The following is a 15034-nucleotide window of genomic DNA, read 5'->3' as shown; positions in this document are numbered from 1 at the left end:
AAATCGACGCCTCTTACAAACTCTGAATCTTCCGGCGCTGCTGTTCGAGATTATCCAGGGACGAACGCAGCTCCGCCAGTTTTTGCTCTTCTTTCTTCAGCACCTCGGCCGGCGCCTTGTTCACGAAGTCAGGGTTGCCCAATTTGCCTTCGACGCGCGGCAGATCCTTCTGAATTTTTTGAATTTCCTTGTCCAGGCGCGCCAGTTCGGCATCCTTGTCGATCAGACCAGCCATCGGGATCAGGATTTTCAATGCGCCGACCAAGGCAATCGCCGATTCCGGCGCGGTATCGGCATCGGCCAGCCAGGTGGCCGATTCGAGACGCCCGAGCTTATGCAGATAGATGCTGCTGTTCACAAAGAACGCCCTGTCCTGCTCGCTGCCGTTTTGCAGCAAAAGCGCTAGCGGCTTGCCCGGCGCGATGTTCATCTCGCCGCGAATCCGGCGCACGCCGAGGATGAAACTCATCACCCAGTCGATTTCGGCGACCGCCGCGCTGTCGGCCAGCGCGGGGTCCACGGCCGGATACGGCTGCAACATGATCGTCTCGCCCTGAATGCCGGCCAGCGGCGCGACCCGCTGCCAGATTTCCTCGGTGATGAACGGAATGATAGGATGCGCGAGCCGCAACGCGGTTTCGAGCACGGTGACCAAGGTCTGGCGCGTGCCGCGCTGCAAGGCCGGATCGTCCGCCTGCAGCGAAATCTTCGCCAGTTCCAGATACCAGTCGCAGAATTCGTTCCAGATGAACTCGTAGATCGCCTGCGCGGCCAGATCGAAACGGTAGTTGTCGATCGCTTGCCGGGTCGATTCGGTGACCTGATTTAGCCGGGCCAGAATCCAGCGGTCGACCTGCGTCAGATGGCAAGGCTCGCCCGAAAGACCATTATCCTGGTTTTCGGTGTTCATCAGCACGAAACGCGCCGCATTCCAAAGCTTGTTGCAGAAATTCCGGTAACCTTCGGTACGCGCCAGATCGAAGCGAATGTCGCGCCCGGTCGAGGCCAGCGACGCAAAGGTGAAACGCAAGGCATCGGTGCCGAAAGACGCAATGCCGTCCGGAAACTGCTTGCGCGTCGCCTGCTCGATTTTCTTCGCCAGATGCGGCTGCATCATGCCCGAAATCCGTTTCGCGACCAGGCTCTCGAGGTCGATGCCGTCGATGATGTCGATCGGATCGAGCACGTTGCCTTTCGATTTGGACATTTTCTGGCCTTCCGCATCGCGCACCAGGCCGTGGATATAAACTTCCTTGAACGGCACTTGGCCTTGGAATTTCAGTCCCATCATGATCATCCGGGCCACCCAGAAGAAAATGATGTCGAAGCCGGTGACCAGTACGCTGGTCGGATAATGGCGCGCCAATTCCGGCGTTTGCTCCGGCCAGCCCAGGGTCGAAAACGGCCACAACGCGGACGAGAACCAGGTATCCAGCACGTCTTCGTCCTGGCGCAGCGGATAATCAGACGGCAGATTGTGCCGTTCGCGGACGGCTTGCTCGGAGCGGCCGACATAGGTATTGCCGGCGTCGTCATACCAGGCCGGAATCCTATGTCCCCACCAGATTTGCCGGGAAATGCACCAATCCTGGATGTTGCGCATCCACTCGAAATAGGTGTTCTTCCAGTTGTCCGGCACGAACTTGATGTCACCGTTCTCGACCGCCTCGATCGCGGGCCCTGCGAGCGGCGCGACCCTGACATACCACTGGTCGGTCAGGAACGGCTCGATCACCGCGCCGGTGCGGTCGCCGCGCGGCACCATCAGCTTGTGGTCGGCGATTTTTTCGAGCAGGCCTTGCGCGTCGAGGTCCGCGACGATCTGCTTGCGCGCCTCGAAGCGGTCCAGGCCGCGGTATTTTTCCGGAATCAGTTCATCATCCGTGACGCTCGCATCGCGGGTGAAGATGTTGATCAAACCGCCATTCGGCAGGTTCTGGATCACCGTGTTCGCCCGGTGCCGGTTCCACACTTCGTAGTCGTTGAAATCGTGCGCCGGCGTGATCTTCACGCAGCCGGTGCCGAATTCCGGATCGACATAGTCGTCCGCAATCACCGGAATTTTACGCCCGGTCAACGGCAGTTCCAAAAATTCGCCGAGCAGATGTTTGTAACGCTCGTCGCCGGCATGAATCGCGACCGCCGCGTCTCCGAGCAGCGTTTCAGGCCGCGTGGTTGCGACGATCAGATGCCCCTGCCCGTTCGACAACGGATAGCGGATATGCCACATCGAGCCGTTTTCTTCTTCCGAAAGCACTTCGAGGTCCGAGACTGCGGTATGCAACACCGGATCCCAATTGACCAGGCGCTTGCCGCGGTAAATCAGGCCTTCTTCGTACAGGCGGATGAAGACTTCTTGCACCGCATCGGACATGCCCTGGTCCATCGTAAAACGTTCCCGGCTCCAGTCGACCGACGAGCCCATCCGCCTGAGCTGCCGGGTGATCATGCCGCCGGATTCTTCCTTCCATTGCCAGATGCGCTCGACGAATTTCTCGCGTCCGTAATCGTGACGGGTCTTGCCTTCGGCATTGCACAGGCGTTCGACGACCATCTGCGTCGCGATGCCGGCATGGTCGGTGCCGACCTGCCATAAGGTGCTGTGCCCCTGCATCCGGTGGTAACGGATCAAGGCATCCATGATCGTGTCCTGAAACGCATGCCCCATGTGCAAACTGCCGGTCACATTCGGCGGCGGAATCATGATGCAGTAGGACTCGCCTTCGGGTTGGGCCGCGAAATAGCCGCTTTCTTCCCAGGTGTTATACCAGCGTTGTTCGATTGCGTGAGGGGCGTATGTTTTATCCATTAACGATTGATTGTTTCAAAAAGCAAAAAATGGGATGAGGTACTTCGCGGCGTCACACCTTGTGGGTGACGACCGCGATGCCGGACTGTTGATAACGACGATAACGCATTCGGCCTTCCGCTTTAATCTCCGCGTTGTCGTCGAGAATTTCCAGGATGCGTTCAGCCTGATCGATCTGTTGCGGGCCTTGGCCGGACAGGTTCACGATCACCTTTTGCCAGCGCGCCGGCGGCTCCAGGGAACCGATCAAAATCACGTTGTCGACGGCGGGCAATTCTCCTTCATAGCGTTGATGGGGAATGAAACTGCCCGCCCGGAAAGTCCACAGCAAATCGTCGAGCCGCTCAGCCTGAGCGTCGTTATCGGTCAGCACATAGCAATAGCTGCCGCTCCGGTAAGCCTTTTCGACCAGTTTGCAGACGAACAGCAAGCGCTGCGGTTCGGCGTAGGAAGCCAGCACATAGAACGTAACGTCGGGCATCGATCCTGAAATAGTGAACTAGGCCTTTTGGCTGCGATTCAGTAAATACTGGCACAACAGCGGCACCGGCCGGCCGGTCGCACCTTTGTTCGAACCGGTGCGCCAGGCCGTGCCGGCGATGTCCAGATGCGCCCAGCGCAAGTTTTCGGCGAAGCGCGCGAGGAAACAGGCCGCGGTAATCGTGCCCGCGTCCTTGCCGCCGACATTGGCCATGTCCGCAAACGGCGACTTGAGTAATTCCTGATATTCTTCCCAAAGCGGCAAGCGCCAGACACTGTCGACCGCGGTTTCGCTCGCGGCGATAATTTCGTTGCAAAGCTCGTCGTCATTGCCGAGCAGACCGCTCGGCACGCGCCCGAGTGCGACCAGGCAGGCGCCGGTGAGGGTCGCCATGTCGATCACCACGTCCGGATTGAAGCGTTCGGCATAGGTCAGGGTATCGCAAAGAAGCAGCCGGCCTTCCGCATCGGTATTCAGGATTTCGATCGTCTTGCCGGATAGGCTAGTCACGATGTCGCCCGGCTTGTTCGCGTCGCCGTCCGGCAGATTTTCGGAAGACGGCACCAAGCCGATCACGTTCAGCGGCAGATCCATTTCGGCAACGGCCTGCAGCACGCCGAGCACGGTGGCGCCGCCGCACATGTCGTATTTCATTTCATCCATGCCGAGCGCCGGTTTCAGCGAAATGCCGCCCGCATCGAAAGTCAAGCCCTTGCCGATCAGCACGATCGGCTTGCTGTTGCGCTCGCCGCCCTGATAATCCAGCACGATCAGTTTGGCCGGCTGCCGGCTGCCGCGCGAAACCGACAGCAAAGACCCCATGCCCAAAGCCGCCATCTCGGCTTCTTCGAGGATATTCACGCTCAATTTGTCGAAGCGGCCGAGCTCCAGGGCCTGTTCGGCCAGATAGGACGGCGTGCAGACATTGCCGGGCAAATCGCCGAGCCACTTGGTCAAATCCATCGCCGCCGCGATCGCCTTGCCCTGCGTCAAACCGGATTGCGCTTGGACCTGCTCGCTCTCCGCTGCGGTAATCGCGATGCACTGCAATTTGAAATCGGCTTCCTTTTCCGCCTTCAACTGGGTAAACTGGTAGACTGCGTCATTGAAGACTTCGACGATCTGCCGGGTCTTCCAGGTCAAATCGGCGCCTTTGACCTCCGCCTCGCCAAGACAGCAGACGGCCGATTTGACGATCGTCTTTTTGAGGGCATTCACGGCCGAGGATAAGGCTTTCCGGTAGGTTTTGACCGATAAGGCGTCCTTTTTTCCGAGACCGACCAAAAGCAGCCGCTCGATGCCGCCCACGGGCAGCGCATTGACCAGCACCGTTTCGCCGTTCTTGCCGATCAGGTCGCCGCGGCTAATGATTTTTTTGACCAGCCCATCGGTCAAATTGTCGAGTGCGGCCGCGGCAGGCGTAAACTGGCCGTCCTGGTAGATGCCGGCAATCAGACAATCACATTGCAGTTTTTCTATGGGCGCACTTTCTATAAAATAATCCATGACTTTTACTTTTTATTTAATCGCTTTCGGGTCGTCGTTCGCGTCGGAAAAATAGTCCGCGCGGATAAAATTTTGCAGCGATTATACACCACTTATCACGAATATGATTGAGGAGACGCGCTTGGAGGCAAATTGGCCGCAAGGCAGTTATTCAGCACGCCGGCCGCTGTTTGGCGTGCTGGACAGGATGATCGCGGCAGACCTGCTCAAAACGATGCTGTCGGTCTGGTCGGTGATCGTGGTGATCATCGTCAGCCGCAAATTCATCAAGGTGCTCGACCAGGCGATCGACGGACAGATTTCGAATGACGCCCTGCTCAAGATCCTCGGCCTCAAGACGATCGTCGCCGGCGTGGCGTTTTTACCGGCCGCCACCTTCATGGCGGTGTTGATGGTGCTGGGCCGCATGTACCGCGACCAGGAAATGTCGGCGATCCAGTCCGCCGGAGCCGGCGCGGGCGCGATTTACCGCTCGGTCTTTCAATTCGTGTTGCCGCTGAGCCTGATCGCGGCCGGCCTGTCGTTTTATGCCGCGCCCTGGGCCGAAGCCACCACGGAACAGTTGGTCAGCAAGGACAAACAAAGCGCCGACATCCGCGGCATCGCGCCCGGCAAATTCAGCGAATACAGCGGCGGCGACCTGGTGTTTTATGTCGAGGACATCGGCAAGGACAAAAAAATGCACAAGGTCTTTGTGCAGCACCGGCAGAAGCACGGCGGCGCCCTGGCCATCGTGAACGCCGAATCCGGCCGCCTGGAAGATTTGCCCGACGGCCGCTACATGATATTGGAACAGGGCGAGCGTATCCAAGGCCAGCCCGGCGACCTGAACTATGTGATCGAAGAATTCGCCGAATATGCGGTCAGGATCGAGGGCAAGGAAGCCCTCGCGCGCGAGGTGCCGGAAGCCGCGTCCAGCTCCCTCTTGTGGTTATCGGACAAACTGCCCGACATCGCCGAACTGCAAAGGCGCCTGGGGATTCCGCTCGGCGCCCTGCTGCTCAGCTTCATCGCCGTACCGCTGGCGCAGCTATCCCCTCGCGGCGGCGTTTACGGCAATATCCTGACCGGTTTTCTGATCTTTTTTATTTACGGCAACCTCGAACGCGTCAGCCAGGGCTGGGTCACCAAGGCGGTCATTCCGCCCTGGCTCGGTCCGACCAGCGTGTATGGTTTGCTGGTATTGATAAGCCTGGTCTATCTGGCTCGGTATTTCGGCTGGAAGTGGCTGCGTCTCAAGTTAAAGGAAGCGACATCTCAATGAACGTACTGACCGGCTACATGGCCAAAGAAATCCTGAAAGGCTCTTTTCTCGCAATCCTTTTTTTGTTGACGCTGTTCAATCTGTTCACCTTTACCGACGAGATGAGGGATTTGGGCAAGGGCAGTTACGGGCTGAAAGAAATCGCCTTGTATCTGGCCCTGACCTCGCCGCGGGTGTTCTACGAACTGGTGCCCGCATCGGCCCTGCTCGGCAGCCTGTTCATCCTCGGCGCGATGGCGAACAACCGGGAATTGATCGCGATGCAGGCGGCCGGCTTATCGGTGCCCGGCATCATTCGCGCGGTGATGACCGCCGGCGCGATCCTGGTGCTCATTTCGATCGCCGTCGGCGAATATGTCGCGCCGATCGCCGAGCGCAAGGCGCAACTGATCAAGTCGACCGCGCAGCACGACCAGATTCCGACACATTCGCTGTACGGCATCTGGCTGCGCGAAAACAACAAATTCATCAATGTGCGCAAGATCGAGGACAACGGCGATCTGGCCGACATCAGCATCTATGCGCTAAACGACAACCGGCGCCTACAAAGCGCGCTACACGCCGATCGGGCCAGCTTCCTGGGCGATAAACAATGGCAACTGAAACAGATTAGGCAATCGGACATTTCTAACGAAAAAATGCAGGCCGCCACCTTTCCCGAACAGCGCCTGACCTCTTCAATCGCACCCGAAATTCTGAACATCACCGTGGTCAGCCCGGATAATCTGTCGATAATCGAACTGGCCCGGTATGTCGATTTTTTGAAGCAGAATCACCAAAAGTCGCAGGTGTTCGAACTGGCCTTGTGGGGCCGCCTGATCAACCCCTTCGTGACTTTTGTGATGCTGATGATTTCGGCGCCTTTCGTGATCGGCGTCAAGCGCGGCATCAGCGTCGGCGCGCGGATGATCATCGGCGTGATCATAGGCTTGGGATTCAACATCGTCGACAAAATCGTCGGACATTTAGGGCTGATCTATGAACTCAACGCCCCGCTGGTCGCGCTGCTGCCGAGTCTGCTGACCTTCATGGCAGCCTTCTGGACCCTACGACGCAGTTATATCTGATTCCGCCGGCTTAATGATTGAATTTGATCGCGCTTGGCGGCTTGCTGTTGCGCGGCAGGTCGAAAAAAAGACTTAGCGATGACACTAACAAAAGAAAGTAGCCGTTCATTTCCGATAGCGCCTCGTACAACCGATAAAACTCAAATACCGGCCCATCAAATAGACTGGCAACTCCTACCAGCAGCCCGCCGGCGACCAAAAACACGCCGGACCGGGTGGGTAGAATATGAACGGCCAGCGTCAGATAATGCTTATAGTCACGCACAAATAACACGCTAAGCAACAGCCATAAGCCGCTCAGCAGGATGCTCCGGCCATAGCCGCTGCCGAGAAAGACAAGGGCTTGCGGCAAATCAAATTTTTCGACATCAAGTTCGCGCAGAATAAACGAAAGACAAAGTAAGGCGCCCAAAGCAGGGAGCAGTCTTTGGCCTTTTTGGACATACATCATTGTCTGTAAAAAAGCCACTCCCGAAGCAAACAGCAGGATGAGCTGTAGATTTTCCAGAAAATGATTTTCATTGGCGATTTCAGCGTCACCACTTATATCAACCTTAAAATAGATAAGCGAATCGACCAAGATGACGAAAAATAAGGGCGAAATGATCTGTTCGACTGCCAGAGTCAGCGTATTCGGTTTTGAGAGAATCATGATAATCTGAATGCTTTTTACGATTAAAAACGCAAATTTCAGATCCCATAATACTGACGATTGCCTGTCGCGGCTATTGGACTTTAGGCTAATAAGATTCCGCCTCGGCACTGCGAAGCGGAATCCTGATCAGCCACATGCGGGGCTAATTCGGAAGGCCGAAATTGACTCCGAAATTGATGTTATCGAAAAAATTACGGCTGGTTCCGCCCTTGATCCCCTGGGAAAGCGAAAAGTCCACATTCAGCGCTTCCGAATCCGCGTTGAGCACGCGAACGCCAAGCGAGCCAGACATGATGTGATTCCCCTCCACGTTAAGCTTATTTCCATTCTGATCCTTCCCCTCCGCCCAAGCGCTTTCAAACAGGATATAGGGTTGAAAGCCTTTGATGTTGTACAAAGGCAGGGAATAATTCAGCGGGATCAGCGAATTGACCTCGAAGCTGGCGCCGACGCCCGAGTCGCCGGCGATCTTGCCCGGCCGATACGCCCTGCCGAAGCTATAGCCGCCGTAGATGATCCGTTCGGTAATCGGCAGCATATCGCCGCTGTACTGGCCGCCAACCGTAAACGAGGTACCGAGCAGACCGTAAAAAAAATAATCCTTCTGGTTGAAAATCGCGTTCAGTTTGAAAAAGTCGATATCATACGGATTATTCAGTTTAGTCGTGCTGCTTATTGCAGGCTTGGTTAACTGCTGAGAGTATTCATACTTTTTCGAAGAACCCAAGCCGTCTATACCTTTGGTCATCACCAGATTGACCGCGCGGCTCTGGGTCGCTATTCTCTCGGAATACGCCACGCCCCAGGAAAATGCGCGCACATCGGTTTCCATTTCCCATTGCTCTATATACTGTGCATTTTTAGTCCCAAAATCATATGTTCTACTCGTAGAATCCGTAAATTTACTCGAATAAAACGAAACATTGCCGTTCAGCAGTTTATTCAGCGTCAAATAAAACGGATAGGAAATATCCACGCCGAAACGATTCGAACTGATATTGCGCCCAACTCCCGGTCCAAAAGCGGCAACCTGGTCGCCGACATAGGAAGAACCGTCAAACTTTACCAGCAAGCCATCGGTGCCGATCGGCTGCGTATAGGTGCCGGCATAAAATTCTTCATCATTCTTCGATAGCAGGGATGAAAAAGTGATCTGCTCGGCCAACGGCGTCAAGGCGGTGGTTTTCGCGGTGAAATTGATCCGAGAAAAGCCATCGACCACTTCCGCCCGGCCATAGGCATCGATCGGCCGGCGCTTCACATTCAGGGTCAAATCGGTGCCCCCGTCGGCTTTTTGGGGCAGTTGAAGATCCGCCTGCACCCTCAAGCCGGGCAACTGCGACAGCAACGAAACATAGCGCTCCATCGTTTTTTGCGTCAACGGTTTTTCAGCCAATAAATGCTCGCCAATGTCGCGCATCTTGCTTTCCGCGCCGCCCGGATTGCCTTCGATGTTGATATGTTCGATGAAACCCTCAATCACCACGATTAACAGGTTGCTCGCGGTAAAATCCTGCTTCGGCAGATAGCAGAAAGAGAGCGGATAACCTTTTTCCCGATATAACGCGGTAACTTGTTGGGTGATCTCGACCAGTTTGCCGACGGTGATTTCTTTCTGGACATAAGGCGTAAAGTACGCGCTGACCTGATCGAACGGGATGCTTTTTACGCCCTTGATGCCGAAGCCGGAGGGTTTGATGACCGTTTCGAGCATTTTTTTCAGTTCCTGGTCCTGTTCCCTGGCTTTTTCGATCGTCAACGAAATTTCGGACTTCTTATTGAATGAATCCACTTTCGGTAAGGTGTCGACAAGATTCTGGTTAGCCCAAGCCTGGCTGGTCATCAGTACGCAGCCGACCAGTTGGGCTGTGATGTGTTTTGCTTTCATCAGAATTTCCCTAATAAAAACTGACTTTCCTAAAATAAAAAACCCCGGCGCATGACTGCTGCCGGGGTTTAGTATAGACGACCGTCAGGATTTGTTTATTGCCCCAACAAGCCTGTCACCGGCGATACCAAGGTGCCGCCAGTGGGAGCCGCTCCGGTCAATGAACCTAATAAGGGAGCCAGAGGCGCGAGCAAGCCGCCGCCCAAAACCGAGCCGCTCGCGGTAGCACCGACGCCTGCCTGAGCCGAGGCATTCGTCAACGGTATCAGTCCTTTAGGGCCAATCAGCGGATCCAGGGCTGTCTGGGTTCCGGAGGCGCTGGTCAGTGCCAAAATGCCGTTAGGACCGACCACGCCATTCAGCAGGGCATTTGAACCGGCAGCGGAACTTGTCACCGGCAACAGGCCGTGCGGACCGACGACCGGATCCAGTAAAGTCTGAGTTCCACCGGCGCTCGCCACCGGCAACAGGCCGCTTGCTCCGACTAAAGGATCAAGCAAAGCGCCGGCGGTTCCGGTAAGAGAGCCCAGCAAGTTATTATTACCTCCGAGCAATCCGCCCAGCAAGTTGCCGGCAAGCAAATTGCCTCCGGTCAATCCGCCCAGCAGGTTATTACCGGTCAACGCACCCAACAGATTGTTGCCGGTCACTGAACCCAGCAGGTTGCCGCCGAGCAACGACCCCAGCAGACCGCCGTTGGCGCCGGTTAACGGGCCGGTAAGACCGCCCGTGGTGGAATCCAGAGAAGAAACCAGAATCCCGCTAAACGTTGTATTCAACTGCGGCAAGATACCGCCAGTTACGCCTTTTACTACGGTCAATACACCGTTGACCGTATCGAGCACCGGATAGACGCCGTTAACCGCGGTTTGCACTACAGGCTTGGCGGTATCTTCGACGTTGATGGCGACCGGCGTCAGAACGTTATCGGCAATCTGAGTGACCTGACCGACCAAACCGCCCGCGGTAGCCGTAACCGGCGCCAAGGTGCCGGCAAGATCAGTCGTGACCGGAGCCAAGACGCCGCCCACGGTCGTGGTGACCGGCGCCAGCACGTTCGCCGTGGTTAGCACGACCGGAGCGAGAAGGCCTCCCGTCGTGCCGAGAAGCGGATTTAAAGCGGTAGCCGCAGTTTGGACGACCGGCTTCAGAATGCCGCCGGTGGTGCCGGTGAGCGGAGACAAGCCGTCGGTCAACGGTTCCAACGTGCCAATAACGTGAGTTAGCGGGCCGGACAAAGGCGCCAGCGCATTCGCCACCGGAGCCAAGGCATTGGTCACCGGCTGCAAGGCGCCGGTGACCGGCGTCAATGCATTCACGGCCGGCTGCAGCGCGCCAGTCACCGGGGCCAGAGCGCCGGTCGCAGGCTTCAGGGCATCGGTTACCGGAGCCAGAAGGCCAGTGACCGGGTTCAAGGTGTTGAGGACAGGAGCGGCCCCGTCCGTTACCGGCTTAAGCAAACCCGTGACCGGAGACAACGTATTGTTTAGCGGACCTAAGGCCGTGGTGACAGGCCCCAGCGCATTAGTCGACAGATCATGATTATGAGTGCCGCCAGAGTTACCACCCGGGTTACCGCCAGGAGGAGTTCCAGGACCATCGGTTGGAGTTGGACCGTTAGCCGCGGAAATCGGCTTTATCGCCCCTCCGCCTGAGCCGCATCCGGTCAGCAAAACTGGCATCGCTAATAAAACCAAAGCAGCCACTTTTTTAATTGCGAATAATTCGTTACTCATTTCAGTTTCCTGCTATAACTTGTTCGATTGATTTCAAAAACTGCCGTTTCGGCTAACCTACGCAGTCTCTGCGCCGCAAATTTAACGTAAAAAATATCCGGCTGCAAATAATTTCCTGAAAAACAATACTGAAAATGGATAAGTTATTAATATATAAAACAATAACTTATCTTAAGTTATACTGAAGAGGGAGGCGTTTTCTCCCTAAAAAACAAAAAAACTTAGACCTGGTTCACAAAAACAATATTTTTATTTGCTTTTTCTTAAAAATTACTAACATCCATAAACTATCGTTTTTTCAAGATGCCACTACGGAATTTTGCTTACGCGCCAAGCGGGTAATCCATTCTTGATTTATTATAATGATAGCCCTATTGCACGATGCCATTGGAAACAGCATGAAAGAATATAAAGTCGTAATTTACCAGGAAGGCCTGCTCGGTTCCCTGCTGCTCGGCGCTTCGAAAGTCGATCCGGTTCGCTTCAGCGAGTTTTTGAACAGCAACGCGGAGCAAGGCTGGCGCGTCGTCACGATGGAAAAAGACATCCGCCGCATGTTGCTGCTTTGGCGACGCGAGGCTTATCTGGTGATCATGGAGCGCGACCGATGAGAACCGGCGCGATCATCTGTCTGAGCATTTTCGTCGCCTGGGTCTTCGTCGCGCTGCTGCAATTGTGGTTCGATCTGTTGAGCGGCGAAATATTCTGGAAACTGACGCTGACCGCCGGCGCGCTGTTTGTCGTGGTTCTGGGTGTGGCCCTGGTGTGGCGCGAATATATCGAGGAGAAAAAAATGAAGGATGACGGTTATATCGATAGCTAACGCCGCTGAATGGCGGCACGGCAGGCGCCGGGCGCGAGGCTCATGATGTTACGCACGATCAATATCCACGGTGTTACATCAGTTATTCAGCCCAAGCCCTGACTCTTGCGACCGCCTTCCGCCACTGTTTCTTGTGCGTTTCGACCGCTTCGGCCGGCATGCTGTGCTGAAAAAAACGATCGCTGCGCCATTGAGTCGCCAGCTCTTCCAGAGTCCAGACCCCCACGGCGAGGCCGGCGAGATAGGCCGCGCCCAGCGCAGTCGTTTCAAGATGCGCAGGACGCACGACTTCGAGTGCCGAAATATCGCTTTGAAATTGCGCGAGGAATCGGTTGGCCGCGGCGCCGCCGTCGATCCGTAGCTGGCTGACCGGCCTGCCGCAGTCCTCGGCAAGCACCGCCAGGATGTCATCCACCTGAAAGGCAATGCTCTCCAGCGCGGCGCGGGCGATATGCGCCGCGCTGACGCCGCGGGTCAGGCCGAAGATCGCGCCGCGTGCGTCAGGATCCCAAAAGGGCGCGCCGAGCCCGGTAAAAGCGGGCACGAAATAAACGCCGCCATTGTCGCTGACCGATACCGCAAGCTTTTCGCTGTCGGCCGCAGCATCGAACAAATGCAGGCCGTCGCGCAGCCACTGGATCGCCGCGCCGCCGACAAAAACGCTGCCTTCCAGCGCATAGTCGACCCGGTCGCCGATCTTCCAGGCTACCGTGGTCAACAAGCGATGCTTTGACACGATTTTTTCCGGACCGGTGTTCATGACCAGAAACGATCCGGTGCCGTAGGTGCATTTGGCCATGCCCGGCTCCACGCATAACTGCCCGAACAATGACGCCTGTTGATCGCCGACGATCGCGGCGATTCGGATGCCCGCCCCGAGCAAGGGATCACGCGTCAGGCCATAGCATTCACTCGACGCTTTGACCCCTGGCAACATCGCGGCCGGAATCCCGAACAGATCGAGCAATTCCAGATCCCAACTCAAGGTGTCGATATCGAACAGCAAGGTTCGCGAAGCGTTCGACACATCGGTGATATGCAATTCGCCCTGCGTCATCTTCCATACCAGCCAACTATCGACCGTGCCGAACGCCAGTTCGCCTTGCAGCGCCTTGTCGAGTGCGCCGTCAATATGATCGAGAATCCAGCGGATCTTGGTCGCGGAAAAATACGGATCGAGCAGCAAGCCGGTTTTAGCCTGTACTTTTTCTTCCCAGCCGGCAGCCCGCAAGCGCGCACAATGCTCGGCGGTACGCCTATCCTGCCAGACGATCGCCGGGTAGACCGGCGTGCCGGTTCGCCTGTCCCAAACGACGACCGTTTCGCGCTGGTTGGTAATGCCGAGCGCGGCAACATCGGCCGGCTGAAGATTCGCCTGCCTTAGCGCTTCCCGGCACACCGCCGCCTGGGTTCGCCAGATTTCCTCGGGATCGTGTTCTACCCAGCCGGGCTGCGGAAAAATTTGCCGAAATTCGCGCTGGGCGGCGGCTACCATTTTGCCTTCACGATCGTAAAGGATGCAGCGTGAACTGCTGGTGCCCTGGTCGATGGCCATGATATAGCGCATACGATTAACCGTTCAGCACCAGCGGCCGATCGAAGCGAATTTCAGCATATTCGACTCGGTTGCGGCCCTTGTTTTTGGCCTGGTACATCGCCGCATCGGCCGTATTGACCAATCGCGCCGCGGCCTCGGCGGTCGCCAACGGTTGATTCAGATCGGAGCGATAGGTGGCTAAACCGATCGACAAGGTGACCGGTATCCTGTTCTCGCTGAAAGTGATCTCGAGTGACTGCACGTTTCTACGCATCCGTTCGGCGATCTCAAGACCGGTGGAGTGGCTGATATTGCTCAAGAGCGCGATGAATTCATCACCGCCATAGCGCACCAATATGTCGCTGTTTCTCAACTGGTTTTTGATCGCCTTGGCGACCGTGGACAGCACCCTGTCCCCGGTCTGATGCCCGTACTTATCGTTGATCGACTTGAAGCCATCGATATCCAAAAACAGACAGGTCAACGGGTCGTCGCTTCTCTGGCAACGGGAAAGCTCCTCGCCGATGCGCTGTTCGAGAAAACGCCGATTATTGACGCCGGTCAGCGTATCGATATAACTGGTGCGCTGGATGGTATCGACATTCAGATGGTTTTCGAAGCAGATACCAATGACCATGCTCAAGCAGGCGATCAAATCGTTCGTTTGCGTGCAGGAAAAACGGTCGGCCCGGCGGCTGCCCATGTTCAGGGTCCCGAGATATTTCCCACCCCGATACAAGGGGGTAATCGCGATACTCGCGGGAGGGACCTCCAAGGTGGTAAAAAAATAGCCGAAATGCTCCTGTTCGAAGGGCCCCAGATAGGAATGCACGAAGTAGCCGAATTTCGCTTGCAACGCCTCCCTGTCCCGTACAACCATCAGCCCTTGCTGATCGGTCAGTTTGACTAAGGCGTCGCCGAGCAAGCGGCTAAAGTCACCGTGCTCGTCGAGCAAACAGAGCGTGATCTGGTCGAGGTCGAACACGGCTTTCGCGTTGTCGAGAATATAGCCGATCACCTCCACCAGCGAGTTTTGATTGAACAAACGCATCTCGAATGACTGAAAGGCCTTTAACATCGCGCTGCCTTTTCTTACGGAGTCGAACAGGCTATTGATGTGGCTTTCCAGCACAATCAAATCAGTTGTCAGGTCATTTTCCAACATAGTCTCCGCCTTAAAGCCGCAGATTGTGATGGACCGCCTGCCAAGTCTAGCGTTTATAATCCTCTCACATCGCTAGAAGTTTATTGCATAGCGTACTAATTTG

The 15034-nt window shown here is 56.0% G+C and carries 12 protein-coding genes; 4 read left to right on the top strand and 8 right to left on the bottom strand.

What is annotated here, in order from left to right; translation table 11 throughout:
- Positions 1–13: 13 nt before the first annotated feature.
- From ACEPPP_RS18630 to ACEPPP_RS18620, 3 genes are read right to left on the bottom strand one after another with little or no spacing between them, the layout of a single operon-like run.
- A complete protein-coding gene (locus tag ACEPPP_RS18630; RefSeq protein WP_374088856.1) occupies positions 14–2809 on the bottom strand; it encodes a valine--tRNA ligase in 2796 nt (931 codons plus the stop codon).
- Positions 2810–2861: 52 nt separating this feature from the next.
- Positions 2862–3290 (bottom strand): DNA polymerase III subunit chi, encoded by a 429-nt coding sequence (locus ACEPPP_RS18625; RefSeq protein ID WP_374088855.1) that lies wholly within the window; start codon positions 3288–3290, stop codon positions 2862–2864.
- 18 nt (positions 3291–3308) lie between these two features.
- A complete protein-coding gene (locus ACEPPP_RS18620; protein ID WP_374088854.1) occupies positions 3309–4796 on the bottom strand; it encodes a leucyl aminopeptidase in 1488 nt (495 codons plus the stop codon).
- A gap of 103 nt (positions 4797–4899) precedes the next feature.
- On the opposite strand from ACEPPP_RS18620, the gene lptF reads away from it, so the two are divergent.
- Together lptF and lptG are read left to right on the top strand one after the other, a co-directional pair.
- Positions 4900–6060, top strand: a complete 1161-nt coding sequence (gene lptF / locus ACEPPP_RS18615; protein ID WP_374088853.1) for an LPS export ABC transporter permease LptF — start codon at positions 4900–4902, stop codon at positions 6058–6060.
- Positions 6057–7127 carry an LPS export ABC transporter permease LptG gene (gene lptG / locus ACEPPP_RS18610; RefSeq protein WP_374088852.1) on the top strand — a complete coding sequence of 357 codons (1071 nt, stop codon included), beginning with the start codon at positions 6057–6059 and terminating at the stop codon, positions 7125–7127. Before lptF ends, lptG begins: the two co-directional genes overlap by 4 nt.
- Before the next feature lie 10 nt (positions 7128–7137).
- Here lptG and ACEPPP_RS18605 read toward each other — a convergent pair whose 3' ends face one another.
- From ACEPPP_RS18605 to ACEPPP_RS18595, 3 genes are all read right to left on the bottom strand, one after another.
- On the bottom strand, positions 7138–7779 hold the full coding sequence (locus ACEPPP_RS18605; RefSeq protein WP_374088851.1) for a hypothetical protein: 642 nt from the start codon (positions 7777–7779) through the stop codon (positions 7138–7140).
- Between the two features lie 145 nt (positions 7780–7924).
- On the bottom strand, positions 7925–9670 hold the full coding sequence (locus ACEPPP_RS18600; protein ID WP_374088850.1) for a ShlB/FhaC/HecB family hemolysin secretion/activation protein: 1746 nt from the start codon (positions 9668–9670) through the stop codon (positions 7925–7927).
- Positions 9671–9765: 95 nt separating this feature from the next.
- On the bottom strand, positions 9766–11085 hold the full coding sequence (locus ACEPPP_RS18595) for a hypothetical protein (protein ID WP_374088849.1): 1320 nt from the start codon (positions 11083–11085) through the stop codon (positions 9766–9768).
- A gap of 719 nt (positions 11086–11804) precedes the next feature.
- Between ACEPPP_RS18595 and ACEPPP_RS18590 the strand changes: the two genes are divergently transcribed.
- Both ACEPPP_RS18590 and ACEPPP_RS18585 read left to right on the top strand, forming a co-directional pair.
- On the top strand, positions 11805–12017 hold the full coding sequence (locus ACEPPP_RS18590; RefSeq protein WP_374088848.1) for a DUF4177 domain-containing protein: 213 nt from the start codon (positions 11805–11807) through the stop codon (positions 12015–12017).
- Entirely contained in the window at positions 12014–12229 is a 216-nt protein-coding gene (locus tag ACEPPP_RS18585; RefSeq protein WP_374088847.1) for a hypothetical protein, read from the top strand. The genes ACEPPP_RS18590 and ACEPPP_RS18585 overlap by 4 nt, the downstream gene beginning before the upstream one ends.
- Before the next feature lie 82 nt (positions 12230–12311).
- On the opposite strand, the gene glpK is transcribed toward ACEPPP_RS18585, so the two are convergent.
- Together glpK and ACEPPP_RS18575 are read right to left on the bottom strand one after the other, a co-directional pair.
- Positions 12312–13796: a glycerol kinase GlpK gene (gene glpK, locus ACEPPP_RS18580; RefSeq protein ID WP_374088846.1), complete on the bottom strand. Its 1485-nt coding sequence runs from the start codon at positions 13794–13796 to the stop codon at positions 12312–12314.
- 4 nt (positions 13797–13800) lie between these two features.
- On the bottom strand, positions 13801–14931 hold the full coding sequence (locus tag ACEPPP_RS18575) for a GGDEF domain-containing protein (protein ID WP_374088845.1): 1131 nt from the start codon (positions 14929–14931) through the stop codon (positions 13801–13803).
- Between the last annotated feature and the right edge of the window lie 103 nt (positions 14932–15034).

The sequence above is a fragment of the Methylomicrobium lacus genome (genome assembly GCF_041897535.1).
In the GTDB taxonomy this organism is placed as follows: domain Bacteria; phylum Pseudomonadota; class Gammaproteobacteria; order Methylococcales; family Methylomonadaceae; genus Methylomicrobium; species Methylomicrobium lacus_A.
The sequence above is the reverse complement of the archived record's forward strand: the minus strand, read 5'-3'. Positions and strand labels throughout refer to the sequence as shown.